The sequence below is a fragment of the Minwuia thermotolerans genome (genome assembly GCF_002924445.1).
Lineage (GTDB): Bacteria > Pseudomonadota > Alphaproteobacteria > Minwuiales > Minwuiaceae > Minwuia > Minwuia thermotolerans.
Window position 1 is genome coordinate 170,821 of record NZ_PIGG01000040.1, and the last position, 24,311, is coordinate 195,131.

26 protein-coding genes are annotated in these 24,311 nt (G+C 69.8%); 13 read left to right on the forward strand and 13 right to left on the reverse strand.

Going from position 1 to position 24,311, the window contains the following annotated elements:
* Positions 1–38 precede the first annotated feature (38 nt).
* A complete protein-coding gene (locus CWC60_RS13575) occupies positions 39–659 on the reverse strand; it encodes a TetR/AcrR family transcriptional regulator (RefSeq protein WP_109794474.1) in 621 nt (206 codons plus the stop codon).
* 236 nt (positions 660–895) lie between these two features.
* Between CWC60_RS13575 and CWC60_RS13580 the strand changes: the two genes are divergently transcribed.
* From CWC60_RS13580 to CWC60_RS13595, 4 genes are all read left to right on the forward strand, one after another.
* Positions 896–1,858 (forward strand): homocysteine S-methyltransferase family protein, encoded by a 963-nt coding sequence (locus CWC60_RS13580; RefSeq protein ID WP_109794475.1) that lies wholly within the window; start codon positions 896–898, stop codon positions 1,856–1,858.
* 71 nt (positions 1,859–1,929) lie between these two features.
* A complete protein-coding gene (locus CWC60_RS13585; protein ID WP_164516541.1) occupies positions 1,930–2,391 on the forward strand; it encodes a GNAT family N-acetyltransferase in 462 nt (153 codons plus the stop codon).
* An 81-nt stretch (positions 2,392–2,472) separates the two neighbouring features.
* On the forward strand, positions 2,473–4,011 hold the full coding sequence (locus CWC60_RS13590; RefSeq protein ID WP_109794477.1) for a class I adenylate-forming enzyme family protein: 1,539 nt from the start codon (positions 2,473–2,475) through the stop codon (positions 4,009–4,011).
* Between the two features lie 86 nt (positions 4,012–4,097).
* Complete coding sequence (locus tag CWC60_RS13595; protein WP_206419927.1) at positions 4,098–4,313, forward strand: DUF6898 family protein; 216 nt, start codon at positions 4,098–4,100, stop codon at positions 4,311–4,313.
* A 138-nt stretch (positions 4,314–4,451) separates the two neighbouring features.
* Here the strand turns inward: CWC60_RS13595 and CWC60_RS13600 are convergent, their stop codons facing one another.
* The 9 genes from CWC60_RS13600 to CWC60_RS13635 form a co-directional block, all read right to left on the reverse strand.
* Positions 4,452–6,062, reverse strand: coding sequence for a phosphoenolpyruvate carboxykinase (locus tag CWC60_RS13600; protein WP_109794478.1), 1,611 nt, complete (start codon positions 6,060–6,062; stop codon positions 4,452–4,454).
* Positions 6,063–6,281: 219 nt separating this feature from the next.
* Entirely contained in the window at positions 6,282–7,007 is a 726-nt protein-coding gene (locus CWC60_RS13605) for a HugZ family pyridoxamine 5'-phosphate oxidase (protein ID WP_109794479.1), read from the reverse strand.
* Positions 7,004–8,047, reverse strand: coding sequence for a MaoC family dehydratase (locus CWC60_RS13610; RefSeq protein WP_109794480.1), 1,044 nt, complete (start codon positions 8,045–8,047; stop codon positions 7,004–7,006). Before CWC60_RS13610 ends, CWC60_RS13605 begins: the two co-directional genes overlap by 4 nt.
* Positions 8,048–8,098: 51 nt before the next feature.
* Complete coding sequence (locus tag CWC60_RS13615; RefSeq protein WP_109794481.1) at positions 8,099–9,478, reverse strand: mechanosensitive ion channel family protein; 1,380 nt, start codon at positions 9,476–9,478, stop codon at positions 8,099–8,101.
* Between the two features lie 8 nt (positions 9,479–9,486).
* Positions 9,487–11,190 (reverse strand): N-acyl-D-amino-acid deacylase family protein, encoded by a 1,704-nt coding sequence (locus CWC60_RS13620; protein ID WP_164516542.1) that lies wholly within the window; start codon positions 11,188–11,190, stop codon positions 9,487–9,489.
* Between the two features lie 68 nt (positions 11,191–11,258).
* Positions 11,259–11,675 carry a 3TM-type holin gene (locus tag CWC60_RS23660; protein WP_164516543.1) on the reverse strand — a complete coding sequence of 139 codons (417 nt, stop codon included), beginning with the start codon at positions 11,673–11,675 and terminating at the stop codon, positions 11,259–11,261.
* The gene (locus tag CWC60_RS23665; RefSeq protein WP_164516544.1) at positions 11,672–12,010 is read right to left on the reverse strand and encodes a DUF1644 domain-containing protein; all 339 of its coding nucleotides are present in this window, start codon (positions 12,008–12,010) and stop codon (positions 11,672–11,674) included. The genes CWC60_RS23660 and CWC60_RS23665 overlap by 4 nt, the downstream gene beginning before the upstream one ends.
* A 19-nt stretch (positions 12,011–12,029) precedes the next feature.
* Positions 12,030–12,341, reverse strand: coding sequence for a hypothetical protein (locus CWC60_RS13630; RefSeq protein WP_109794484.1), 312 nt, complete (start codon positions 12,339–12,341; stop codon positions 12,030–12,032).
* Positions 12,338–14,629: a phage tail fiber domain-containing protein gene (locus CWC60_RS13635; protein WP_109794485.1), complete on the reverse strand. Its 2,292-nt coding sequence runs from the start codon at positions 14,627–14,629 to the stop codon at positions 12,338–12,340. The genes CWC60_RS13630 and CWC60_RS13635 overlap by 4 nt, the downstream gene beginning before the upstream one ends.
* A 140-nt stretch (positions 14,630–14,769) precedes the next feature.
* Between CWC60_RS13635 and CWC60_RS13640 the strand changes: the two genes are divergently transcribed.
* From CWC60_RS13640 to CWC60_RS13650, 3 genes are all read left to right on the forward strand, one after another.
* Complete coding sequence (locus tag CWC60_RS13640; protein ID WP_109794486.1) at positions 14,770–15,684, forward strand: LLM class flavin-dependent oxidoreductase; 915 nt, start codon at positions 14,770–14,772, stop codon at positions 15,682–15,684.
* Between the two features lie 12 nt (positions 15,685–15,696).
* Positions 15,697–16,557 (forward strand): metallophosphoesterase family protein, encoded by an 861-nt coding sequence (locus CWC60_RS13645; protein WP_109794487.1) that lies wholly within the window; start codon positions 15,697–15,699, stop codon positions 16,555–16,557.
* Positions 16,558–16,648: 91 nt separating this feature from the next.
* Complete coding sequence (locus CWC60_RS13650; protein ID WP_109794488.1) at positions 16,649–16,846, forward strand: hypothetical protein; 198 nt, start codon at positions 16,649–16,651, stop codon at positions 16,844–16,846.
* Positions 16,847–17,073: 227 nt separating this feature from the next.
* On the opposite strand, the gene CWC60_RS13655 is transcribed toward CWC60_RS13650, so the two are convergent.
* Positions 17,074–18,486 carry a carotenoid oxygenase family protein gene (locus CWC60_RS13655; RefSeq protein WP_109794489.1) on the reverse strand — a complete coding sequence of 471 codons (1,413 nt, stop codon included), beginning with the start codon at positions 18,484–18,486 and terminating at the stop codon, positions 17,074–17,076.
* A 233-nt stretch (positions 18,487–18,719) separates the two neighbouring features.
* Here CWC60_RS13655 and CWC60_RS13660 point away from each other — a divergent pair, with 233 nt between their 5' ends.
* From CWC60_RS13660 to CWC60_RS13685, 6 genes are all read left to right on the forward strand, one after another.
* Entirely contained in the window at positions 18,720–19,541 is an 822-nt protein-coding gene (locus CWC60_RS13660) for a phage capsid protein (RefSeq protein WP_109794541.1), read from the forward strand.
* Positions 19,542–19,561: 20 nt separating this feature from the next.
* Positions 19,562–19,825 (forward strand): hypothetical protein, encoded by a 264-nt coding sequence (locus CWC60_RS13665; protein WP_109794490.1) that lies wholly within the window; start codon positions 19,562–19,564, stop codon positions 19,823–19,825.
* Between the two features lie 164 nt (positions 19,826–19,989).
* Entirely contained in the window at positions 19,990–20,565 is a 576-nt protein-coding gene (locus CWC60_RS13670; RefSeq protein WP_109794491.1) for a phage connector family protein, read from the forward strand.
* 1 nt (position 20,566) lies between these two features.
* Entirely contained in the window at positions 20,567–22,567 is a 2,001-nt protein-coding gene (locus CWC60_RS13675) for a phage tail protein (RefSeq protein WP_109794492.1), read from the forward strand.
* A complete protein-coding gene (locus CWC60_RS13680; protein ID WP_109794493.1) occupies positions 22,567–22,962 on the forward strand; it encodes a hypothetical protein in 396 nt (131 codons plus the stop codon). The genes CWC60_RS13675 and CWC60_RS13680 overlap by 1 nt, the downstream gene beginning before the upstream one ends.
* Before the next feature lie 87 nt (positions 22,963–23,049).
* Entirely contained in the window at positions 23,050–23,394 is a 345-nt protein-coding gene (locus CWC60_RS13685) for a hypothetical protein (RefSeq protein WP_109796301.1), read from the forward strand.
* Here CWC60_RS13685 and CWC60_RS13690 read toward each other — a convergent pair.
* Positions 23,366–23,839 carry a TspO/MBR family protein gene (locus tag CWC60_RS13690; RefSeq protein WP_109794495.1) on the reverse strand — a complete coding sequence of 158 codons (474 nt, stop codon included), beginning with the start codon at positions 23,837–23,839 and terminating at the stop codon, positions 23,366–23,368. The two genes, CWC60_RS13685 and CWC60_RS13690, sit on opposite strands and share 29 nt — an antisense overlap.
* A gap of 64 nt (positions 23,840–23,903) precedes the next feature.
* Complete coding sequence (locus tag CWC60_RS13695) at positions 23,904–24,299, reverse strand: HesB/IscA family protein (RefSeq protein WP_206419928.1); 396 nt, start codon at positions 24,297–24,299, stop codon at positions 23,904–23,906.
* Between the last annotated feature and the right edge of the window lie 12 nt (positions 24,300–24,311).

Genomic DNA, 24,311 nt, shown 5'->3' on the forward strand with positions numbered 1-24,311 from the left:
CCCCGCCGACCACCTCACCGGCGGGGCTTTCTTCTGTTTCAGCGGCCGACGCGCGGCGACAGCAGCAGCTTGACATAGGACCGCAGCAGCAGGACCTGGCGCGCCAGCAGCGGTGGATCGCGCAACGCCTTGGACATCACGATGCCGCCCTCGATCACGGTCGAGAACATGTCGGCCAGATCGTCGAGATCGACCTCGTCGCGGGGCGGATAGGTCGCCACGATGTCGTCGAGCAGGCTGCGGAAGCGCCGCCGCCAGGCCTGCACCGCGCGCGCGTTGATCTCGCGGATCTCGCTGTCGAACAGCCGCTCCTGATAGCAATAGGTCGCCACCAGGCAGCCCGGATGGCCGGCCGGCAGGTCGGCCATCAGCTCGGCGAACAGTTTCAGCCCCACCAGCATGGCCTGCAGCGGGTCGTCGGTCAGTTCGAAGGCGCGGCCGAAGATGTCGTCCAGCACCTGATCGTCGCGCTCGATATAGCGCTCCAGCAAGGCCCGCGCGAGCGCCGGCTTGTCGGGGAAATGGTAGATGAAGCCGCTCTTGGTGATCTCGGCAGCGGCGATGATCTCGTCGATCGAGGTGGCGCCGAACCCCTTCTCCAGGACCGCCTGCTCCGCGACGTCCATGATGCGTTCACGCGTCTCGAAGCCCTTGCGCATCGCATTTCTCCGGCGAAAACCGTATCGCGAGTACGGTTTTTGCCGCACGACCGTCACGCTGGCAACGCCAAAGAGCCGGCCGCGGTCCCCCAGGCAATTGAAACAGCGGCGAAACGCGGAAACCGGGCTTTCCGCACCACGCGTCTTCTATCGCCGTGCGCCCGGGCGCGCGATGGTCGCCTCGCCTGCCGCGGGACGACGCCGCGGCGCATCATGCAGCGACAGGAGATCGAGCCATGAACGCGAAATACCGTGACAACCTCCCCCAGCTTGACGGCGGAATGTTCCTGACCGACAGCGGCATGGAAACCACGCTGGCGTTCCAGATCGGCCTGGAGATGCCGCATTTCGCCGCCTTCGACCTGCTGCGCGACCGGGTCGGCCGCCAGGTGATCGACAGCTACTACCGCCGGCACGTGAAGATCGCGCGCGACCGGGGCTGCGGCTTCGTGCTCGAATCCCCCACCTGGCGGGCCAATCCGGACTGGGGCGCGAAGCTGGGCTATGACGCGCACGGCCTCGACGCCGTCAACCGCGACGCCATCGCCATGCTGAAATCGATCCGCGACGACCTGGAAACGGCGGCGACGCCCTGTGTCATCTCCGGCAATCTCGGCCCGCGCGGCGACGGCTATGACCCGGGCGAGGTGATGACCGAGGCGGCGGCCTGCGACTACCATGCCGCCCAGATCGCCACCTTCGCCAGCGCCGGCGCCGACATGGTCGCCGCGCTGACCATCACCAACACCCCCGAGGCCATCGGCATCGTCCGCGCCGCCCGGGCGGCCGGCATGCCCGCGGCCATTTCCTTCACGGTGGAAACGGACGGACGGCTGCCGACCGGCGAGACGCTGGGCCAGGCCATCCGGGCGGTCGACGCCGCGACCGACGGCTTCGCCGCCTATTTCATGATCAACTGCGCCCACCCGGACCATTTCGCCGGGACGCTGCGGCAGGGCGGCGACTGGATCCGGCGCATCCGGGGACTGCGGGCCAACGCCTCCCGGCTCAGCCATGCCGAACTGGACGCCGCGGAGGAACTGGACGACGGCAACCCTGCCGAACTCGGCCGGGACTATGCCGAACTGCTGTCGCTCCTGCCCGCCACCGCCGTGGTCGGCGGCTGCTGCGGCACGGACCACCGCCATGTGGAGGCCATTGCAGCCCATTGCGTGGCCCCGGCGCGCCAGGCGGCCTGACCATTGCGCCTTCCCGGGCAGCAAACCCCGCCGGTGACGCCGGCGGGGTTTTCTGTATGAACAGCAGTCCCATGACCGTGCTGATTCGCTCCGCCACGCCGGCCGACGCGCCGGCCACCCTCCGCCTCTTTCGCCGTGCGGTCCGGATCGGCGCCGCCGGGCTCTATTCCCTGCCCCAGCGGCGGGCCTGGGCGCCGGCCCGCCTGCCGCTCGCGGCCTGGCGGACCCGGCAGACACGCAACCTGACCCTGATCGCGGAAATCGGGGGCGCGATCGCGGGCTTCGCCGAGCTGCGGCCCGACGGCCATGTGCACATGCTCTACACCGATCCCGCCTTCACCCGGCGCGGCGTCGGCCGGGCGCTGCTCGCCGCCGGCGACGAAGCGCTCGCCGTCCGGGGCGTGCGCCACCGCAGCGCCTGGGCCAGCGCCGTCTCCCGCGCCGTTTTCGAGCGCGCCGGCTACCGGATCACGGGCCGCCGGGTCGCGGCGCGGCGCGGGCAACGCTTCCTAACCTTCCGCGTTGTACGCTGACGCGCGGGTGAAGCTTGCGCCGCACCTCGGTTCCGAGCCAAAAGAGCGAAGCTTGAGATCGTTGACCTGGGGAGGGACGAAATGGATGTACGCACGCTGATGGAACGTTCGGCGACGTTCTACGCCGACCGGGAATGCATCGTCTGGCGCGACCGGCGGCTGACGTTCCGGCAGGCCTGGGACCGCGGCGTCCGGCTGGCCAACGCGCTGCTCGGCATGGGACTGAAACCCGGCGACCGGGTCGGCGTGCTGGAGGACAACTCCATCGAGGCCGCCGACTTCTTCCTCGGCGCGGCGATCGCCAACATCGTCCGCGTGCCGCTCTATGCCCGCGACCGGCGCGAGATGCACCTGCACATGCTGGGACACACCAACTGCCGCGCGGTGCTGGTCGCCGAGCACTATGCCGGCGACATGGACGGCTTCGTCGACGAACTGCCCGATCTGGAGCGCGTCATCGTGCGCGATGGCGGCTACGAGGACTGGCTGATGAAGCAGTCCGCCGAGACACCCGACATCGCGATCGATCCGGACGACAAGTTCATCATCCGCCATACCGGCGGCACCACGGGCCGGCCCAAGGGCGTGGCCTATTCCCACAGGGCCTGGCTCGCCGCCGGGCGCGACTGGTTCTATCTGTTCCCGCCGGTGGAGCCGGGCGATGTCTGCCTGCATGTCGGGCCGATCAGCCACGGTTCGGGCTACCAGTTCCTGCCGGTCTTCCTGGGCGGCGGCTGCAACCTGCTGCTGGACCATTTCCACCCCGGCGAGACGCTGGAGATCATGGAGAAGGAGCGTGTCGCCTACGCCTTCTTCGTGCCGACCATGCTGAACACCATGCTGCAGGACCCGAGCGCCGAGACCCGGGACTTCTCGAAGCTGAAGTGCATCCTGGCCGCCGCTGCGCCCATCGCCGACGCCACCGCGCTGAAAGCTTACGAAGTCTTCGGCGACGCCATGTACCAGGGCTATGGCCAGACCGAGGTGCTGCCCGTCGCCATCATGGGGCCGCGCCAGTGGTTCGCGGAGATCGAGGGCTCGACGCCGCTGCGCGCCTGCGGCATGCCGCTGCCCTATATCGAGGTGCAGATCTGGGACGAGGAGAACAATCCCGTGCCGCTGGGCGATCCGGGCGAGATCGTCGCCAAGTCGGACGGGCAGATGACCGAGTTCTGGAACAACCCCGAGGCCACGGCCGAGCGCATCGTCGACGGCTGGGTGAAGACCGGCGATGTCGGCCGCCTCGACAGGAACGGCTATCTCTACATCCTCGACCGCGCCGACGACATGATCATCTCCGGCGGCTACAACATCTGGCCGCTGGAGCTGGAGAACGTCATCGCCGACCTGCCCGGCGTGGTCGAGGTCGCGGTCTTCGGCGTGCCGCACGAACGCTGGGGCGAGACGCCGATGGCGCTCTGCGTCCTCGACGGCAGCCACGAGGTCACGGAAGACGACGTGATCCGCACCTGCACCGAGCGCCTCGGCTCCTACAAGAAGCCCTCGCAGGTCGTCTTCCGCAAGGAGCCGCTGCCCAAGTCTCCGGTCGGCAAGATCCGCCGCAAGGAGCTGCGCGAGCCATACTGGGAAGGCGTCGACCGCCGCGTCGCGGGTAGCTGACCGGGGCGGCCGGCGGACGGGGTTAACGGCATCTTTACCGCCGCCGGCGAGGATGGCCGGATCGCGAGAAGCCGGGAGCTGGCCCGATGTCCGACGTCTATCTGGAATATACGGTCATGGACGACATGGTCCGGGTCGCCGCCATCGACGAGGCGACGGGTACGGAAGCCATACTGATCGGTCCCGTCAGCGCCGGCCGCAAGGCCCTGAAGCAGGCCGCGATCCAGAAACTGGAATACGTGCTGGCGAAGCAGGCGAAGGCGGCCCGCTCCGACACCCCCCGCCCCGGCTACTGGGCGTAGTTCACCTAATACCGGGGGTCGTTCCGGGAAGTGTTGTCCGGTGTCCTCGGACCTGATCCCGGGCGCCCGGTCCTTCAGAGAATTCAGCAGGCGCGCGGGCCCGCCAGACCATCCCCCCGCGCCATGCGGGGACCCTGTCTACGCCGCCTTGCGCGGCGCCGCCTGGCGGATCTCGCTTTCGACGTAGCCCTCGAACTGGGTGAAGTTGTCGTTGAAGCGGCCCACCAGCTCTCCGGCCTTGGCGTCATAGGCGCCGCCGTCGTCCCAGGTGCCGCGCGGGTTGAGAACCTCCTCGGGCACCTCCGGACAGGCGGTCGGCACCTGAAAGCCGAAGTTCGGATCGGTCTTGGTCGGGACGTTGTCCAGCGAGCCGTCCAGGGCCGCGTTCAGCAGCGCGCGGGTGTAGGCGATGGGCATGCGCCGGCCGACGCCGTAGACGCCGCCGGTCCAGCCCGTGTTGACCAGCCAGCAGGCCGCGCCATGACGGGCGATCTTCTCGCCCAGCAGCTTGGCGTAGACCGAAGGATGGCGCGGCATGAACGGCGCGCCGAAACAGGTGGAGAAGGTCGCCTGCGGTTCGCTGCCGAGACCCTTTTCGGTGCCGGCCACCTTGGCGGTGTAGCCCGACAGGAAGTGATACATCGCCTGTTCCGGCGTCAGCTTCGCGATGGGCGGCAGCACGCCGAAGGCGTCGGCGGTCAGCATGACCACGTTCTTCGGATGGCCCGCAACGCCGGTCGCCGAGGCGTTGGGGATGAAGTCGATCGGATAGGAGGCGCGCGTGTTCTGCGTCAGCGTGCCGTCGTCGAGATCGAGGACACCGCTCAGCGGGTCCATGACCACGTTCTCCAGCACCGTGCCGAACATGCGCGTCGTCGCGTAGATCTCCGGCTCGGCGTCCGCCGAAAGGTTGATCACCTTGGCGTAGCAGCCACCCTCGAAGTTGAAGACTCCGTCATCCGACCAGCCATGCTCGTCATCGCCGATCAGTTCGCGGCGCGGGTCGGCCGACAGCGTTGTCTTGCCGGTGCCGGAAAGGCCGAAGAAGATCGCCGAATCGCCCGCCTCGCCGACGTTGATCGAACAGTGCATCGGCATCACCTGGCGCGCCGGCAGCAGGTAGTTGAGGATTGAGAACACCGACTTCTTGATCTCGCCGGCATAGTGGGTGCCGCCGATGATCACGATCTTCTTCGCGAAGTTGGCGATGATGAAGCAGTCGGAGCGGGTGCCGTCGCGCTCGGGCGAGGCGCGGAAGTTCGGCGCCTGGATGACGGTGAACTCGGGATCGAACCCGGCCAGCTCATCCGCCGTCGGCTGGATGAACATGTTGCGCGCGAACAGGTTGTGCCAGGCCTTCTCGGTAATCACCCGCACGCCCAGCCGGTAGTCGCGCGACGCGCCCGCCCAGCAGTCCTGCACGAAGACCTCCCGGCCGCTCAGATAGCCCTGCACGCGGGCCAGCAGGGCGTCAAAACGGTCGGCGTCGAAGGGCTTGTTGATCGCGCCCCACGAGATCTCGCTCTCGGAAGACGGTTCCTTGACGATGAACTTGTCCTGGGCCGAGCGGCCGGTATGCACGCCCGTCGTCGCGACCAGCGGACCGCCCACGCCCAGCTTGCCCTCGCCGCGGGCCAGCGCAGCGGTGTAGAGCGCGGCGGTGCCGTAGTTCCAGTGCGCCGTCGCCACGCCGTCCAGCCCCAGTCGGTCCAGCCCGTTGCTGCTGATCGTCGGTCCCAGGTTCTCCAAAGCTTCCTCCCGATGGAATAGGTCCCGCCACGGCGTCGGACGCCAGAAACAGATGCGGAAGTAACGCCCTTCTCCGCGTCACCCTGATTCCGCGCGCTGTCACGAAAGAGCCGCAACCATATCCAAGGCGGCGACCGTTTCAACCGGATTTACTGTCACATGCCGTGCGTTACTGTCACATGCCGTGAGAAGGATTCGCAACAGACTTTCGGATTGTTTTCATCCGCGCCCGCGCGCCGTCCTCACCAGCCGGACCAGTTCCGCACGGGCGCCGTCGGCATCCGCAACGGGCTTGCCGAAGGCGACACGGCAGTGCGCACCGGCGCGCGCCAGGTCCGCGCCTTCCGGGTCGACGCCGGTCATGCGCCAGCCGACGCCGTCCTGTCCGCAGAGTACGTTGGCATAGAGGCCGACCGCGTCCGAATGATCCTCGTTCATGTGCCGGACGATGCCCGACTCGGCCCCGGCCAGCGCGGCCGCGCCGGAAACGTCGGTCAGCAGGCTGTCCGCGTCCACCCAGTCGATCCGCCCGAAGCCGGCGACGATGTGGGCGCGCTCGGGCTCGATTCGCCAGAAGGCGAAGTCGCCGAAGCCGGCGTACATGGCCGCCGAGGGGTGACGGGCGAGGAACCGCGCCTTGGCGTGTTCGTCGTCGGTCTTCGCCGCCCGGCCCAGCACGGTGACCCGCGGCCCGGTCAGGCGCTCGCGATGGCCGCCGGTGCCGTCGAACAGCAGCGAAACCCGGTCGTCGCGGGCGAGGTTCTTCGTGTGCTCGGCCAGGGTCGAGATCAGCAGGATCGGCCGCGCCGCATGATCGACCGCCGTCAGCACCAGGGAGCCGTAGGGCCAGCCGTCGGCGCCCAGTCCTGTCGAGAGCACCGCCGTCGGCTCGCTCCGCATCAGCCGCCGCGATTCGGCGGCCGCGTCCTGGCCTGCGCCGCTCATTTCACCATCAGCGCCCAGTAGTCGAGGTCCAGCACCACCGAAGGATCGCGCTTGCCGTCTTCGGCCTTGTCGGGGAAGTCTACGGCCGCGTGGTCCTTGCAGGCGACGGTGCGCAACCGCAGCGCGCCCACCGGCCCCGGCAGGTCGGCGGTCTCCAGCACCTCCGACCAGGCGTAGATGGTGTCGCCCGCGAAGGTCGGCGCGGTATGCGCCCCGCCGTTGATCGCCGCGATCCACATGGCCGGCGCCAGGCCGTTGTAGCTCAGCGACCGCGCGAGACTGATGATGTGGCCGCCATAGATCAGCCGCCGCCCGAACCGGCCCTGGCCCTCGGTGTGCTGGTTGAAGTGCACCCTGGCCGTGTTCTGGTAGAGCCGGGTCGCCATCATGTGCTCGGCTTCCTCGATGGTGACGCCGTCGGCATGGTCGATGCGCTCGCCCGCCTGGTAGTCGCCGAAGCGGTGCGGCTGGCCCACCCAGGCCGCGTTGTAGCCCGCGGCCTCGATGTCGGGGATCGCCAGGTCGCCCGGGTCGACGCGGGCCGGCAGGTCGGGCACCACCGGCGCGGGCGCCGGCGCATTCTCGTCGCGCTTGCGGATCATCACCCAGCGGCAGTAGTCGAGCACCGTCTCGCCGGCCTGGTTGGTGCCGGTCGAGTTGACGTAGACCGTGCCGGTCTTGCCGTTGGAATTCTCCTTCAGCCCGATCACCTTCGAGGCGGCGGCCAGCGTGTCGCCGGGAAAGACCGGGGCCAGGAAGCGGCCCCGGGCGTAGCCCAGATTGGCCACGGCGTTGAGCGAGACGTCGGGCACGGTCTTGCCGAAGACGATGTGGAAGACCAGCCAGTCGTCGACCGGCGCGCCGGGATAGCCCAGCGCCTGCGCGGCCATATCCGCGCTCTGCAGCGCGAAGCGCCCGCCATAGAGCGCGGTGTAGAGCGCCACCTCGCCCTCGGTGATGGTCCGCGGCGTGGCGTGGACCAGCTCCTGCCCGATCTCGAAATCCTCGAAGAAATTGCCTGGTTTGGTCTTGTCCGACATGGGCGCTCCGGCTGGGTTGAGTTGGTGGATGAAGGCGTTTTCCACCTATCACTAATCCTTCGGGGGCTCCACCGCCTCGTCCGGCCGCCGGGACGCCGCGCCGTCGCCGCCCCTTTCCACCACCTCCAGCGGGTTGCGGAAATAGACCTCGCGGTGCGGGAAGGGGATGGTGACGCCGTGCTCCTGGAAGGTGTCCCAGAGCGCCAGCATCACCTTGCCCTTGATGTTGACCACGCCGTCCGCCGGGTCGCGGATCCAGAAGCGCAGCACGAACTTCAACGAGCTGTCGCCGAACTCGACGAAGTGGCAGACCGGCGTCGGCGTCTTCAGCACCCGGTCGGCGGATCGCGCGGCCTCGACGGCGAGTTCCCGGACCTGATGGGGATTGCTGCCATAGGCGACGCCAAAGGCGATCTCCAGGCGGACATTGGTGTCCGTGTAGGACCAGTTGATCACCCGGTTGGTGATCAGGTCCTCGTTGGGAATCAGGTACTCCCGCCCGTCGCGGGTGATGACGGAGACGTAGCGCGCCTGCAGCCTGGTGATCCAGCCGAAGGTCTCGTCCAGTTCGATCACGTCGCCGGGCTTGATCGACTTGTCCATCAGCAGGATGAAGCCGCTGACCAGGTTGGAGATCACCTTCTGCAGGCCGAAGCCGAGGCCGAGGCCCAGCGCGCCGCCGAACACCGCCAGCGCCGTCAGATCGATGCCGGTCAGGTCGAGGGCCACGAGCACCGCGAGCGACAGCACGACGATGCGGAACAGCTTGGCCAGCAGCACCCGCGTGGCCGGCCGCAGATCCTGGCTGGCCTCCAGCCTGCTTTCCACCAGGCGGCTGGCCAGCACCGACAGCCAGATCAGGATGACCGAGAGTCCGATGGCGTTGACCACGGAAAGCGCCGTGATCCGCGTGTCGCCGATGCTCAGGCCGATATTGTCCAGCGCATCCACGGTCGCCGGCAGGATGCCGAGGATGTTCAGCGCCGCCACCAGCCAGATGACGAAGGCGACCGAACGCGCCAGCGCCTTGTTGCGGATGATGCGGGAGATGATGGAAATCACCACCCAGGCCGTGACCAGATTGGCGAGCACGCCGAGCAGTTCGGTCCTGGCCGGCGGCGCATTGGCCAGCACGATGACGGCCAGCCAGAGCAGGATCATGTAGAGAATCTGCTGCCGGCGGCTGACGAACAGCATGACGAAGCGCTGCAGCGTGCGCTGCCCGGCCATCCGTCCGACCAGACCGAGCAGCAGCGGCCCGGAACGGCGCCGCAGCCAGACAGAGGCGAGCAGCAGCCCCAGCGCCAGCGCCATCTGCAGCAGCACCCATCGCTCCAGCACCCGCTCGGTCCAGAAGGCGCGGTCCTGGATCAGCGGCAGGACCTCGCCGATCCACTGACTCAGTTCCTGTACGAGCGGGATTTCCTCCATTCAGGGCGCTATTCGGCCGCGGCCCGTTCCGGCCTCGCGCTGCGGCGGCGGAGAACCCGGCCGGGACCGGCGACGTCCCTGTAGCCCTTGCCGTCATGCACCTGCACCCCGTTGACCCAGGTGCCCTTCAGCCCCGGCGCCTCCCGCACCAGCCGCTCCCCGCCCGCGGGCAGGTCGGCCAGCTTGATGGTCTTCGAGAGCTTCAGCGCCGCCGGGTCGAAGCGGATGAAGTCGGCCGCCGCGCCGGGGCGCAGCTCGCCGCGGCCGTCCAGGCCATAGATCCGCGCCGGCTCCGAGGTCAGCTTGGCGATGGCCTGGGCCAGGGTGAACTTCTGCGCCTCGCGCACCCAGTGGCTGAGGAAATGGATGCCGAAGCCGGCATCGCAGAACAGCGTGTGATGGGCGCCGGCGTCGGAGAGGCTGACCAGGTTGCCGGGCATCGCCAGCAGTTCCGCCACGCGGTCCTCCTCGACGTTCAGCAGCTTGGCGGTGAAGACCGTCTTCAGGTCTTCCGCCAGCGCCAGGTCGAGACAGGCGTCCAGCGGATCCTTGCCCTGCCGCTGGCCCAGATCGGCCAGGGTCAGACCGACCAGGTCCGCGTTCTCCGGCTTCTGCGCGATGGTGATCTCCACCCGGTCCCAGTGACCGTTGAAGATGCGGGTGCCCGACGGCTTCGCCAGATCGTCGCGGATGCGCCGGCGTACGGCCGGGTCGGCGAAGGCGCGCTTCAGTTCCGCGGCGTCCTCGCTGCCGGGCCAGCCGTCGATGGTCAGCATCGGGTAGGCGGCCTCCAGCGTGAAATCCATGGACAGCGGCTGGCAGGAGCATTGCGGAAAGACCGGCCGGCCCTTCTCGCGCTCGGCGGCGCATTCGCGGGCGAGGCCGATGGCGCGCTCGGGCTGGTTGGAATAGTGCAGCAGCGGCGCATAGATCGTCGCCCCCTGCGACAGCTCGGCCAGTTCGCCCAGAAGCGGGATGGAGGTGGCGTTGCCGCAGGTCGCCATCATGATGCCGCCGCCCCCGGCCTCGCCCAGGGTGCGGGCGAAGGCGCGGAACTCGGCGTCGTCGGCCATGCGCGACGGCACGGGCCGGTTGCCGGCGCCGAAATGGTTCTCGAAGGTGGACGAACCCATGCCCAGCGCGCCGGCCGCCAGCGCGTCGCGGAACAGCGCCTGCATTTCCGCCAGTTCCGCCTCGGTCGCGGCGCGCTCGGAGCCCGCATCGCCCATCACCGCCGTGCGCATCACCGAATGCGAGGCCAGGGCCGCGACGTTCGGGAAGGGCCGCTTGGCCTGGATCAGGTCGAGATACTCGTCGAAGCTCTCGAACGACCAGTCGACGCCCGCGTGCAGGCTTTCCAGCGACATGGCCTCCACGACGGAGAGATTGGCGAGAATCGTGTCCCGCGCCGCCGGCGGCGCCGGGGCGATGCCGAAGCCGCAATTGCCGATGACCACCGTGGTGACCCCCAGCGCCGGCGACGGCGAGGCCGTCGGGTCCCAGGTCAGCTGGGCGTCGTAGTGGGTGTGGACGTCGACGATGCCCGGGGCGATGGCGTCGCCGCCGGCGTCGATCTCCTCGGCGCCCCGGCCATCGACCTTGCCGACCGCGCCGACCACGCCGTCCCGGACCGCCAGATCGCCTTCGACCGGATCGTTGCCCAGCCCGTCGTAGATCCGCGCATTGCGGATCACCAGATCCCAGTCGCTCACCGTCGCCTCCTCCCGTTTACGCCGGTGAGGAGTCTGCCACCCGCCCGGACAGGCGGCAATGGCGGGGGCTATTTCGCCTTGCCGCCGAATTTCTCCACCGTGCGGAAGGCGCCGAGGCCGAGCATGCCGAGCAGCACGGTCAGCAGTTCCTCCATGGCAAGATCGGGCGGCATGGAGGCCTGCAGACCGGTGTTGAGAATCGTCCAGGCGAGCAGATCGCGGGCGACGAAGTTGTAGAACAGCGCCATCCCGCAGACCCAGCCGATGAACGGCCGCCAGCCGGCAACGAAGACGGAGCGGTGGCCGGCCTCCACCTTGTTCAGTTCCGCCTGCACCAGCGACGGCTGCATCATCAGCCGGGCCTTGATCAGGCCGGCGGCGCGCTTCTCCTCGTCGGTCTCGACGAAACGGTCGATGATGCCGGCGACGCCCTCGGCGGCGGAGAGCACCGCGCCGCCGAACAGGTTCTGCAGCAGGCCCGTCACCGCGCTGCCTCCGCCGTCGCCCGGCGGCGCTCGGCCAGCAGCATCTCGTGGATTCGTTCCACCTGGACGCCGATCGCGCGGGTGCGTTCGTCCACCTGCCCGACGCCGCGGTCGAGGCGCGTCAGGCCCGTGTCCAGCCCCTCGATACGCCGCCAGATACGCTCCCGCACCTCCGCCGCGCGGACCAGTTCGTGCTCCAGCCGCTGGACCCGCCCGTCCAGCGAAGCGCCCCACCAGATGGCGGCGGCGAGGTAGCCGACCAGACCCAGGCCGCCCGCCAGCAGGGACCGCACCGGAATGGCCGCCGTTCGCGCGGATGCGGCTTCCCCGGTCATCGTCATGGCCGCCGGCATTTCAGGGAAACCGCCGGTGCGGCGTCGCCGGCGCCGGATCGAGCACCCAGGGCGCAAGAGCGGCGGGCAGGATCGCGCCCGGGCGGAGGCGCAGATTGACGTGCCAGCCGGGTTGCGTCTCCGCCGGCGCGAGCTCCGTGTCGTCGGGGCCGAGAACGGGCGGCAGGCGGATCTCGCCCACCAGGTCGATCATGGCCGCGCCGGCGCGGGCGACCGGCTGCGCGGCCACGGGCGCCGGCCAGCCGGCGGCGGCGAAGGCCGCCTCCATCCCGGCATTGTCGGCGAACCTGAGATAAAGGTCGGTGCTGGTCATGCGGTAATCTCCGTGAGCTGGGCGTCGGAAAGCCGGACGGGCCAGAGCGCCGCTTCCTCGAGGCCGATATTGTGGTGGGTGTCCCAGGACTGGGTCGGCTCCGCGCCGACGATCAGATGGGTGAGGCGCGCCGGATCGGGCTGTGCGGGCGTGGCCGTGGCCGGATCGCCCTCGCCGTCGACCTCGAAGACCGATCCAGCGCCGTCGACGGCCGCCGCCACGGCGACCGAAGCCCCCGCCACGCGCGCCGCACCCTCGCCCAGGGCATCGAGGCCGCCCGCGGGCGTCTCGATCACCGCGCCCGGCTTCTCGGCAGCCGCGCCGCCGGCATGGCCGTGCCGGAAGGCCAGATACTGATCGGCGCCGTCCGCGGCGTCGCCGAGGCTGAGCGGATGGGCGTTATCCCCGCCGGCGCCGTCGGGACCCAGATAGCGGTAGCGAGCCAGCAGCGTGAACTCGGCTGCCGCCACGGGATGGGGCAGCGCCACCTGCAGCGCGTCTGCGGGCCGGGTGACCTGGGCGGCCTCGGTCGGGATATAGCTTGAGGCGCGCCCGCCCGCCTCGACCTGGTAGCCGAAGAAGTCCGCGAAGCCTTCTGCCGCGGCTTCCGCCGAACCGAGGTCCTGAGCGTTCCAGGCGGGGAAGGCCCTGACGTCCAGGTAGTCCAGCGCCTGCGCACCGGGATCGGGAAGCGTCAGCCGCCCCCAGCAGCGGACCCAGCCGTCGGCCCAGTGCTCGAAGCCGTGTGCGTCCCAGGCCCCGGTCAGGTTCGTCGTCTCCGCCGTCGAGAAGGGCAGCAGCGCCGCGTCGAACAGCTTGTTCCGGGCGGGCAGCGCGTCGTCGAATACGAAGACCCGGAGGGCCGGATAGACGCCAGGGTCGGAGCGGCGCACCCAGGCGCTGACGGTCAGCGCCGAGCCCGGCTGAAAGCCGCTCAGGTCGATGAACTGGCGCCGGCTGGAGCTGACACCCGATTCGGTATCGGTGACGCGCGTGCTCTGCCCGCCGTCCGGGGCGGTGGCGCCGATGCCGGTCGTGGGCGCGCCGCTGTCGATCCACGGCGCGGCGGCGAGGTCGGCGGACTGCAGACAGAGATTGGTCGCCGCTTCCTCCTTCAGGACGTAGAGCGGCCGGCCCGACTGCGGATCGTGCCACAGCCGCGCGGCGTCCGCGGCGACGGTCGTCAGCCGCCGGCCGGGGCCGGCGGTCGTGGCCGCGCCATCCCTTTCGCAGGTCACGAGGCCCGTCCCGTGGCCGATCGAAGGCGCCAGCACCAGCGCCGGCGGCGGCGTCGCCGGATGACGGCGCAGGAAATCAGCCCGCGCCGCCACCTGGGCGGCCTCGCCGACCGCGCCGAGTTCGGCGGCGACCTGCGCGACCGCGCCTGCCGCAATGCCGACGGCCTCGATCTCCGCGGCGAGCGGCGCCAGCGCCGCGACAGCGGCGGCATCGACGGCGGCCGTCGCCGAGAGGTCGCGCACACGGATGGCGGCGCCGTCGGCGGGCGCAGCGGCGAAACTCAGCGTCGCACCGTCGACGGAATAGTCTTGCGGGTCGATGACGGCGCCGTCGACGGTCACGATCAGGGCCAGATGACTGACCGGCGCGGCGGCGAGGGCGAAATCGGTGCCGGTCCCGTCGCCGGCGAAGGAACTCGCGGCGGGCACGTTCTGCACCAGCGCGGCAATACCGTCCGCATCCTCCTGGGCCGACGCCGCGCTGGCCTCGGCGCTGGCGGCGGAAGCGGCCGCCGACGCCTCCAGCGCGGCCGCGTTCTCGACCTGCTGCAGGCTGGCGCTGAGGGGGCCGGCCACGGGCTCGCCGTCGCCATCGAAGGCAAGCAGGCGGTTGGCCAGCGCGGTCTTCGCCGGGGCCTCGGCCAGCGCCGGGGCGGCGTCGCGATCGGCGAGACGCAGCGTGCGGTCCAGCCGGCCGCGCAGTTCCTGCGCGATCGCGGTGAGGCGGTCCAGCTCCGTGTTCAGCACATCGGCGCGCAGCGCGCCGCCGGGCAGGAAGTCGCTCACGCGCTCGATCGCGGTGCGCCGGGCGATGACGATCTCGACCCCGGCTGCCGGCGCGACGGCGAACGTCACCGCTCCGCCGCCGCTCTCCCCCGCTCCGTCGACGGTGTAGTCCGCGTCGAGGGTCTTCACAGCGCCGTCCGCCCAGACGGCGAGATCGGCCGCCGCCAGATACGGAAAGGGCGCGGCGAAGACCGTGGCCGCGCCGTCGCCCAGATGGGCGATCCGGGGTTCGGTGTCGTTGATCTTGACGTGTTCGTCGCTCATCGCGCGCTCCGCATCGGCTGTTGCATCTGCCGGTGAAGTTACCGGCTGGGCCGCAAGCCGTATCCGCTTTTCGAAGGGGTGCCCAAGCCGGGGCCTTGCTCTAAAGTGCCGCCTGTCGAGACGAGGGAGAGGAAACCAGCATGAGCGTGAAGAAGCCGGCGGTCGCCATCGCCGCCCTGCCCGGCCGGCGGCAGCGGATGATCGAGTGGGCCAAGGAAGTGGAGGGCCGCGGCTTCGCCGGCGTCTTCGTGACCAGCGTGTCGGCCTGCCTGCCCTTCTGCCAGGCAGTCCTGCAGGAGACGAGCCGCATTACCGTCGGCAGCTCGATCCAGCCGATCTACTTCCAGAGCGCGCGGCTGCTGGCCGACAATGCGGCCTTCATGCACGAGATCTCCGGCGGCCGGTTCCGTCTCGGCATCGGCATCAGCCACGCGCCGGCGCTGCAGCGCTATGGCGTGAACAATTCCGGCAAGCCGCTCACCGACATGCGTCGTTATGTCGAGGAGCTGCGCGACGCAGAGCAGGAGGTCGGCCCGCTGCCGCCCGTGGTGCTGGCGACGCTGCGCAACCGCATGCTCGATCTCGCCGTCGAGAAGGCCGATGGCGCGGTCTGGGCCAACGGCCCGCGCGAGATGGTCAGGAAGCAACTCGCCGAGCGTCCGCGCACCGCCGGGGACGACTTCTCCACCTCAGCCATGATCCCGACGGTGATCGACGACGACGTCACCGCGGCCCGCGCCGTGCACCGCAAGACGCTGGCGCGCTACGTGCAGTTGCCCAATTACCGCGCCTACTGGAAGACCGCCGGCTTCGAGCAGGAGATGACCGACATCGAGGCGGCGATCGAGAGCGGCGATCTGGACCGGCTGCCCGGGATCATGAGCGACGAATGGCTGGACAGCACCACGCTCTCCGGCCCCGAAAGCCGGGTCATGGAGGGCGTCGAAGCCTGGTACGAGGCCGGGATCAAGACGCCGATCCTGGTGCCCTCGGCGATCAAGGGCGGCCAGACGGCGGGACTGGCGGCGATCTTCGACATGTTCGACCGCGCCTGAGGCGGCGGGCCGGTGCGGATCGCCCAGATTTCCGACACCCATCTGAGCGACCGCCACGGCTTTTTCCACGACAACTTCCTGCGGGTCGCCGAGGCGGTGAACGCCTGGGCGCCGGACCTGGTGATCCACACCGGCGACCTGTCGATCAACGGCGCCGACCGGGCCGCCGACATCGCCTTCTCGGTCGCCGAGATGGCGCGCTTCGACGCGCCGGTCCTGGTCCTGCCCGGCAACCACGACATCGGCGAGGAGCCGGGCTTCATGCAGCTCGGTCAGCCGACGGACGAACGCCGGCTGGCGCGCTATGGCGCGATCGCGGGTCCGGACCGCTGGGCGCGCGATGCAGGGCGCTGGCGGCTGATCGGCATCAACGCGCAGGTGATCGGCACCGGCCTCGGCCGGGAGCGTGAACAGGACGCCTGGCTCCGCGGCGAACTCGACGCCGCGAACGGCCGGCCGGTCGGCGTCTTCACCCACAAGCCGCTGTTCTTCCCGCGCCAGCTGGGGGAAGGCGACCGCCCGGCGGAAATCTTCCTGCCCGCGGGCGCCAGGGCGCGGCTGTTCAGCCTGTTGCGCCGCCACCGGGTCCGCTTCGTCGCCAGCGGCCATCTGCACAAGTATCTCGACGTCGCCGTAGGGCCGACGCGCTTCGTCTGGGCGCCGGCCACGGCCTACCGCTCCGGTTTGGACGTTGGCGTCGCCCGGCCCTGTCTGGGGTTCCTCAAGCTGGCGTTGTCAGGCGACGCCTTCCGTTTCGAGCTGGTCGAGCCGGACGGCATGGTCGACCGCCGGCTCAAACCCTTGAAGGGCGGCGAACGCTATCTCAAGGACGCGCCGCCCGCGCCCGTGACGCCCGACCGGGCGGCGGAATGACGATCGAGGGGGGTACGCTTGGCGAGCCACCGCCTATCCTGCCGCCTCGACGGCCGGCGCGGCCGGCCCGGATCGAGCGAGGAGAACGGCAATGGCGAAGATCGGCGGCGGCGGCAACACGGCCGCGCTCGAAGCGGCGACAAAACGAGAGGAAGAGGAGGCGCAGCGCCTGGAGGCCAAGAACGATGCGCGCGTGCGCAATCTCAGGGCCCGGCGGGGCGGACGCCGCGCCCTGCTCGCCTTCACCGACACCGCCCCGACCGCGGGCCTGCAGACCACACTGGGCTAGGCAAGCGCAACCTCCGGGACCGGCGCGGCGCGCCCGCTGAATTGTCGCGCCGGCGGTCGGTCGCGTTCTTTCCGAAGGGACGCCGGATCTTGCGGAGATGCTCAGGCATGAATCCCGGGTTCCGGCTGCGCCGGCCCCGGGATTCGGGCATCGGCTATCTCCTGGACGGGCCGGCGGCCCGATCCGGGACCCATGCCTGAGCCTGTAGGCCTCGACCAGGCAGGCCCTCAGACCCCCGGCGCCCAGTTGCCGTGGAAGCCGTGGGGCACGCGGCAGGGGATCTCGGCCACCGCCACCGGTTCGCCGTCCACGTCCAGGGCGTTGAGGATCACCAGATCGCTGCGGTTCTGCTCGGCGCGGTAGACGTTGAACAGCAGCCAGCCGTCGCCCTCGGCCGCATCGGGTGCGCGGGGCACGAACACCGGCTCCGAGACGTGATGCGCCTCGCCGTCGGAGAAGACGGTGCGGCGGTCGCTCTCCAGGTCCGCGTGGACGATCTCCGTCCAGTTGCCCCGGTCGCCCTTGCGGCGCTGCTCGACGGCGGCGAACCAGCCATGGCGGTAGCCGAGGCCGGCGCGACGTTCGTCGAAGCGCGGGAACTCGCCCGGCCGGCCGTCCAGCACCTGCTCCTTCACCTCGTCGCGGGCGGGATCGATGGTCCAGCGCACCAGCCGCGCCGTGGCTTTCGCCGGGTCGCCTGGCGTGCCGTCGGCATGGGGGAACAGCGGCGCGGCCTCGTACTTCATGACGTCAGCGACGATCCGGCCCTCCCGTTCGAAGGCGTTCATCGGGTGGAAGACGTAACAGGACGGAATCTCGATCCAGTGGGTCATCTCCGGGTGCTGGCCGCGCTTCAGCACGCCCAGCCAGCCGGGCTTGTCGGGCTCCCAGGCGAAGGGCGGCCTGCCCGCCATGGCGCGCTCCAGGCTGCCGGTCAGCGGCAGGACGGGAAAGACCACGTGCCCCTCGGTGACGATGAAGTCGTGGATCATCGCGGCATAGGGCGCATCGAAGGCCGCCGCCTGGGTGACGTTTCCGCCGGCGTCGACGACGTGATAGCTCAGCCGGTCGGTGAAATAGCCGCCGACGGAATAGCCGAAGAACAGCATCTCGCCGGTGGCCGGATCGATCTTCGGGTGCGCGGTCATACGCCCGCCGGTCAGGCCGCCGTCGAAATCGAAATATCCCTTCGAGGCGAGATCCGCCGGATTCATCTCGAAGGGCGGATGCGCCTCCTCCAGCGCCAGCAGGCGTCCGCCGTGCCAGACGATGTTGGTGTTGGCGAGGCCGGAGTCCTTCCCGCGCGCCTCGTCCGCCGAGGTCAGGGGATTGCCGAAGGTGCCGAACAGCGCCTCGCCCGCGGCGCGCTCCAGCTCGAACTTGGGCGTCCTGACCCAGCGGTTGGACCAGCCCACGCGGCCGTCGCGGATGCGGAAGGCGTGGACCATGCCGTCCCCGGCGAACCAGTGATGCTGGCGGTCGCGCGGCGGGTATTGCGGGTTCGGCCCGATGCGGAACAGCGTGCCGTCCAGCTCCGGCGGGATCGCGCCGCGCACCACCAGGTCCGGCGCATCCGCTTCCATGAGGAGCGGCGCGTAATTGCCGGAAAGCTGCGGATGGTCGGGAAAGGGCGCGGTCATCGGCAGTCTCCTCGGGCGTTGGCGGCGGTGCAGCCTAGCGCGCAAGCCGGGCAGCCGGAAGCGCGACAGCCGTGACCGACGCTTGACAATAGCGGTAAATTTACACAATATGCCGCCACGCTCGCACCGCCGGCCGATCCCTCGAAGGGACCCGTCGCGCGCGGCCCACCGGTCGGCCCATCTGTCGCGTGACGGACCCCTCCGGCAATCCCGAGACATCACCGGAGAGAATGATGAGCGACACCGTCGATCAGATGTTCCGTCGCGAATACGCGACCAGCGTCCACATCGCCTATCAGCGCCAGGGGACGAAGCTGCGCAACACCGTGCGCAATCAGGACAAGGTGGAGGGCAGTTCCTGCGTCTTCCACAAGGTGGGCAAGGGCGCGGCCTCGACCAAGGCCCGCCACGGCATGGTGCCGACCATGAACGTCACCCACCAGTCGGTGGAATGCTTCCTGAAGGACTATTACGCCGGCGACTGGGTCGACAAGCTCGACCAGATCAAGTCGGGCTCGGAGGAGATGCATGTCCAGGCCAATGCCGGCGCCTATGCGCTCGGCCGCAAGACCGACGAACTGATCCTGGCCGAGATGGACAAGTCCGCCAACATCGTGGCCACCACCGCCGGCGGCCTGACCAAGGCCAAGGTGCTGGAGGCCTTCGAGATGCTGGGCGAGGCCGACGTGCCCGACGACGGCGACCGCTTCGCCGTCATCGGCTGGAAGCAGTGGTCGGAGCTGCTCGACATCCAGGAATTCGCCAATGCCGACTATGCCGGCGGCGACGACCTGCCCTGGAAGGGCACCCAGGCCAAGCGCTGGCTGGGCACGCTCTGGTTCCCGCATTCGGGACTGAACGCCGACGGCTCGGGCAACCGGCTCTGTCACTGGTACCACAAGACCGCCATCGGCCACGCCATCGGCGTCGACGTCCGCGCCGACATCTCCTGGCACGGCGACCGGGCCGCGCACTTCGTCAACAACTGGATGAGCCAGGGCACGGTGCTGATCGATGGCGACGGCATCGTCACCATCCCCTGCGCCGAATCCTGACCGCCGAAGGAGAGCTGAGCATGGCATTCAAGATCGAGGAACTGGAACGCATGGCCGGCGGCGGCGCGGGCTTCGCGATGTGGGGCTATGTCACCGCCGACGACGACCTGGCCGACGTCACCGCGGCCGGCTATTTCGACGAGGCGCGCGACATGCTGCGCGTCGACGACTGGGTCTTCATCCGGGCCGGCGACGGCAGCGGCGTGGCCATCGTCAACGCCAATGCCGGGGGCACGGTGGATCTGACCGACGCCACCCAGATCGGCGCCGCCGACACGGCGTAGCCGCGCGGCGCACGTCCCTTTGGTGTCATCCCCGCCGCCGCACCGCGGCGCGCGGGGATCGACCCCCGGAGATGCACCGCGCCAGACCCTATGCCGATCCCCGTGTTGCGCTGCGCGGAAACGGGGATGACGAGAAATCCTATCCCTCAGCCCAGGAACGCCCCATGGCCCTCAACCGCATCCAGCTCTGCTCGCGCGCGCTGCTCAAGGTCGGCGCGAGCCCCGTCACCAGCTTCGAGGATGGCACCGCCGAGGCCGAGATCGCCGCGCTGCTCTACGGCGTCACCCGGGACGCGCTGATCTCCGGTCATCCCTGGTCCTTCGCCACGGCGCAGCAGGCGCTGCCGGCACTGACCGCAAAACCGCTCGCGGACTTCGACCGCGCCTTCGCCCTGCCGGCCGATTTCCTGCGCGTGCTTTCCGTCGGCGCGGGCGGCTCGGCGCGCGGCCGCGGCGTCGCCTACCGCATTCACGAACGCCGACTGCACGCCAGCGCCGAGAGCCTCAACCTGACCTATGTCTTCCGCCCCGACGAGACGGCCTCCCCGCCTTTCTTCGACCAGGCGCTGATCGCCCGGCTGGCGGCCGAGTTCTGCCTGCCGCTGACCGAGAACACGGCCCGTACGGAAGCGCTCAGCCGCGCCGCCGAGGTCGAGTTCGCCCGCGCCCGCTCCATCGACGGCCAGCAGCAGACACCGCAGGCGATCGAGAACTTCGCCCTGATCGAGGCGCGGTCCTGAGATGGCGCGCCGCACCCCATCGCAGCAGTTCGGCTTCGCCAACGGCATGCTGGACGAGGCACTGCTGGCCCGCACCGACGTCAAGGCCTACTACGCCGGGGCGCGGGACCTGACCAACATGCTGGGCCTGGCCCAGGGCGGGGTCGAGACGCGCGGCGGCTTCCGCCATGTCGCTGAGATCGCGACACCGCCGGGCGAGACCGCGATCCGGCTGGCGCGCTTCGCCTTCTCCTTCGAGACCACCTATCTGATCGTCTTCTCGCACCGGAAGATCGAGGTCTTCGCCGGCGACGCGCTGGCGGCGACCGTCGAGCCGGACCCCGGGACGCCCGGCGACGAGGACCGGTTCTACACGGCGGACGAACTGACCGCGCTCAACTGGACCCAGAGCCTGGACACCATGATCCTGGTCCATCCCGATCACGCGCCGAAACGGCTGATGCGCCAGGGCGGCGGCGCGAGCTGGGTGCTGGAAGATCTGCCGCTGACGGAGACGCCGAGTTTCGACTTCGGCGCCGGCACAAAGGGCAAGGCGACGCCCTCGGCGGCCACCGGCAACATCGCGATATCGACCACGGATTCGAGTGACTTCGACCATGTGAGCTTCGATCCCGGCGACCCGGCCTACTGGATCCGCATCAATGACGGGCTGGTGAAGCTGACCTCCCGTACCGATGCGGACACCCTGCGCGGCGACGTGATCCAGAAGCTCGACGGCACCGCCCAGGCGGAGACCGGCCACTGGTCGGTGGAAGAGGACGCCTGGTCCGACGGCCGCGGCTGGCCGCGCGCGGCGCACCTGTTCCAGGGCCGGCTCTACTTCGCCGGCACCGCCAGCCGGCCGCAGACGATCTGGGGCAGCCGCGCCGGCCGCTTCTTCAGCTTCGAGACCACGGCCGACGCCTTCGAGGACGAGGCCGTGGAGGTGACGCTGGACAACGACCAGGTCGCCGCGGTCGATCAGCTCTTCGCCGGCAATGACTTCTTCGCCTTCACCTCGGGCGGCGTCTTCGCCAATGCCGAGACGCCGGTCACGCCGGCGAACTTCTTCCTGCGCCGCCACAGCGAACTGCCCGCGGCGGCGCTGCGGCCGGTCGAGATCGACGGCGCCCTGGCCTTCATTCGCCGCGGCGAAGCGGGTGCGCGGCCGAGCTGCAACGAGCTTGTCTTCGACGATGTCCGCCAGATCTTCGTCGCCCAGGACCTCGGGCTCCTGGCCGGCGGGCTGATCGACGACCCCGTGGCCATTGCCGCCCGGCTCGGCACCTCGACCGACGCCGCCAACCACCTGCTGGTGGTCAACGCCGGCGGCGACATGGCGGTGCTGAACACGCGCCGCGCCCAGAAGATCGCAGGCTGGACGCGCATTGCGGCGGCCGGCGGCGGCGAGATCCGCGATGCGGCGACCGTGGGCGGCGAGCTCTACTGCCTGATCGAACGGCAGATCGGCGGGACGACGCGCCGGCTGGTCGAACGGCTCGACGCCGCCTGCTGCCTGGACAGCGCGGTCACGGCCACGATCGGCGGCAACCCGCCGGCCGTGAACTGGACCGGGCTCGACCTCTTCGAGGGCGAGACGGTGCGCCTCGTCGGCGACGGCATCGACATGGGCGAGGCCACGGTCGCCGGCGGCGCGGTCCAGACGCCCTTCCCCGTCTCGACGCTGGAGGCGGGCCTCGTCTACGACTGGGCCGTCGAGACCATGCCGATCGAGGCCGAGCTGACCGACGGCACCCTGGTGGGCAACCGCCACCGCCTGATCCGGGCGACCGTCCGTGCGGGCCGCGCCACGCGTTTCGCGGTGAATGGCCGCGAGGTGAAAGGCGGCCGGCTGGAGTCAGAGGGCTTCGACCAGCCGCCGACATCCTTCGCGGGCCTGAAGACGGTCCGCTTCCTGGGCTGGAGCGGTGGCCGCGAAGGCGGGGGCGCCACGGTCCGGGTCACCGGCCGGTCGACGGAGCCGGCATCCATTCTTTCCATCACCGCGGAGGTCGCGCAGTAATGACGCAGGCAGCATCCATCGCCATGGTCGGGCTTTCCGGCCTGAACGCCGCCAACCAGATCGGCGCCGCCAACGCCGAGAAGAAGCTCGGCCGGGCGCGGACCCGGTTGCAGCTCGCCCGGACCAGGCGCGAGGAGGAAGAGAAACTCGCACGCGGTCTGGCTCGGCAACAGGTCACCGCCGGGGTGCGGGGGGTCAGCGCCTCGTCCGGCTCCCTGATGCGCCAGGCGCTGGCCGCCGACCGGGAAACGCGCCGCCGCATCGGCCTGGCGGCGGGCTCGGCCTCACTGTCCAATGCCAGCGAGGCGCTTCGCGCCTCGCAACGCCGCAACCGCGCCCTGATCAGCTTCGGCCAGACCGTCGCGCGGCGCGCGCCGACCATCTTCGACGACTAGCGCGTTGTCACCGGCCGGCACGGCTTGGCCACAGAAACCCCACAGGGCCTCCGATAGGCTCGGCTCGAGGGCAATGGGGGACCGATCGTGCCGTGCATTCATCTCTGGCTCGCCGCGGCCTGCATGACAGGGTTCGGCGCCGCCTTTCTCGTCGACCTCGAAGCGATGCCGCCGCCCGGCAACTATCTGAACGCCTATGAACACCAGTCGCAAACCGTGCCCTGGCGCACGGACTCCGATGGCGGCGCCTGGCGGGTGCTGACGCTGGGCGAAGATATCCGGGTCTTCGAGTATCGGCGCGACATGGTCCGCAGGCGGGAAGTCACCGCCGCGCCGCCGGGCTGTCTGGAAGGCCTTCTGACCCGGCTGGACGGCGAAGGCGCGCCAGGGGGCCCACGCGGTCTCAGTTCAGCGCGACAATGGCGATGTTGAGCCAGGCCGCGAAGGTTACCCAGGCGAGATAGGGTGCGAGAAGCAGGGCGGGCCCGCGGTGACGGGGCCAGATCGCCCGCATGAGCAGGACGATCGTCAGCCAGAGCGCCACGATCACGACCACCGCCGCCAGCGGCTGCTGCAGGGTGAAGAACACGAAGGTCCATGCCGCGTTGAGCCCGGCGTTGGCGATCCAGAGCGCCGCCAGCCCGCGGCGCGCGCCCGGCGCCGCCGTCATCCAGCTCCAGGCGCCGGCCACCGCGATGATGACATAGAGTGCGGTCCAGACCGGCCCGAAGACCCAGCCGGGCGGCTGCACGACCGATTTCTCGAGGGAGCGGTACCAGGGCCCGATTTCCGTGCCCAGCCCGCCGAGGATGGCGACCACGAGCGCGCCGAGGCCGAAGACAATGGCCGGGCCCAGCCATTTGCGTGTCGAAGTCATGGCGGCGCACCTCGGATCGCGGCGCGGTCGGGCCCATGCGCCCGATTGACGCCAGGGCCGATGCCTATTGCTGCGGAACCGGCTGGCCGTCCTCGCCGACCTTGAAGGAGACGCTCTCGCCGCAGCCGCAGCGGTCGGCCTCGTTCGGGTTGGAGAAGGTGAAGCCGGAGCGGAACATGGTCTCTTCGTAGTCCATCTCCGCGCCGAGCAGGAACATGGTCGCGGTCGGGTCGATGAAGACCTTCACGCCGGCGGCGTCGACGGTCTCCTCGAACTTCTTCTGCTCGGTGGCGTATTCCACGTTGTAGGTCATGCCCGAGCAACCGCCGGACTTGACGCCGACGCGGACGCCGAGGGGCTTCTCGCCCTGCTTCTCCGCGCGCGCGATCAGCGCCTTGACCTGTTCGACCGCACGCTCGGTCACGGTCATGATCGGTTTGCCGTCAGGAGCGCCAAACATCCCGGTCTCCTT

What these genes read in the sequence shown, in the direction of transcription:
- CWC60_RS13575 (WP_109794474.1), bottom strand. Translation starts at nt 659, where the DNA reads ATGCGCAAGGGCTTCGAGACGCGTGAACGCATCATGGACGTCGCGGAG.
- CWC60_RS13580 (WP_109794475.1), top strand. Translation starts at nt 896, where the DNA reads ATGAACGCGAAATACCGTGACAACCTCCCCCAGCTTGACGGCGGAATG.
- CWC60_RS13585 (WP_164516541.1), top strand. Translation starts at nt 1,930, where the DNA reads ATGACCGTGCTGATTCGCTCCGCCACGCCGGCCGACGCGCCGGCCACC.
- CWC60_RS13590 (WP_109794477.1), top strand. Translation starts at nt 2,473, where the DNA reads ATGGATGTACGCACGCTGATGGAACGTTCGGCGACGTTCTACGCCGAC.
- CWC60_RS13595 (WP_206419927.1), top strand. Translation starts at nt 4,098, where the DNA reads ATGTCCGACGTCTATCTGGAATATACGGTCATGGACGACATGGTCCGG.
- CWC60_RS13605 (WP_109794479.1), bottom strand. Translation starts at nt 7,007, where the DNA reads ATGAGCGGCGCAGGCCAGGACGCGGCCGCCGAATCGCGGCGGCTGATG.
- CWC60_RS13610 (WP_109794480.1), bottom strand. Translation starts at nt 8,047, where the DNA reads ATGTCGGACAAGACCAAACCAGGCAATTTCTTCGAGGATTTCGAGATC.
- CWC60_RS13615 (WP_109794481.1), bottom strand. Translation starts at nt 9,478, where the DNA reads ATGGAGGAAATCCCGCTCGTACAGGAACTGAGTCAGTGGATCGGCGAG.
- CWC60_RS23665 (WP_164516544.1), bottom strand. Translation starts at nt 12,010, where the DNA reads ATGACCGGGGAAGCCGCATCCGCGCGAACGGCGGCCATTCCGGTGCGG.
- CWC60_RS13630 (WP_109794484.1), bottom strand. Translation starts at nt 12,341, where the DNA reads ATGACCAGCACCGACCTTTATCTCAGGTTCGCCGACAATGCCGGGATG.
- CWC60_RS13635 (WP_109794485.1), bottom strand. Translation starts at nt 14,629, where the DNA reads ATGAGCGACGAACACGTCAAGATCAACGACACCGAACCCCGGATCGCC.
- CWC60_RS13640 (WP_109794486.1), top strand. Translation starts at nt 14,770, where the DNA reads ATGAGCGTGAAGAAGCCGGCGGTCGCCATCGCCGCCCTGCCCGGCCGG.
- CWC60_RS13650 (WP_109794488.1), top strand. Translation starts at nt 16,649, where the DNA reads ATGGCGAAGATCGGCGGCGGCGGCAACACGGCCGCGCTCGAAGCGGCG.
- CWC60_RS13655 (WP_109794489.1), bottom strand. Translation starts at nt 18,486, where the DNA reads ATGACCGCGCCCTTTCCCGACCATCCGCAGCTTTCCGGCAATTACGCG.
- CWC60_RS13660 (WP_109794541.1), top strand. Translation starts at nt 18,720, where the DNA reads ATGAGCGACACCGTCGATCAGATGTTCCGTCGCGAATACGCGACCAGC.
- CWC60_RS13665 (WP_109794490.1), top strand. Translation starts at nt 19,562, where the DNA reads ATGGCATTCAAGATCGAGGAACTGGAACGCATGGCCGGCGGCGGCGCG.
- CWC60_RS13670 (WP_109794491.1), top strand. Translation starts at nt 19,990, where the DNA reads ATGGCCCTCAACCGCATCCAGCTCTGCTCGCGCGCGCTGCTCAAGGTC.
- CWC60_RS13675 (WP_109794492.1), top strand. Translation starts at nt 20,567, where the DNA reads ATGGCGCGCCGCACCCCATCGCAGCAGTTCGGCTTCGCCAACGGCATG.
- CWC60_RS13680 (WP_109794493.1), top strand. Translation starts at nt 22,567, where the DNA reads ATGACGCAGGCAGCATCCATCGCCATGGTCGGGCTTTCCGGCCTGAAC.
- CWC60_RS13690 (WP_109794495.1), bottom strand. Translation starts at nt 23,839, where the DNA reads ATGACTTCGACACGCAAATGGCTGGGCCCGGCCATTGTCTTCGGCCTC.
- CWC60_RS13695 (WP_206419928.1), bottom strand. Translation starts at nt 24,299, where the DNA reads ATGTTTGGCGCTCCTGACGGCAAACCGATCATGACCGTGACCGAGCGT.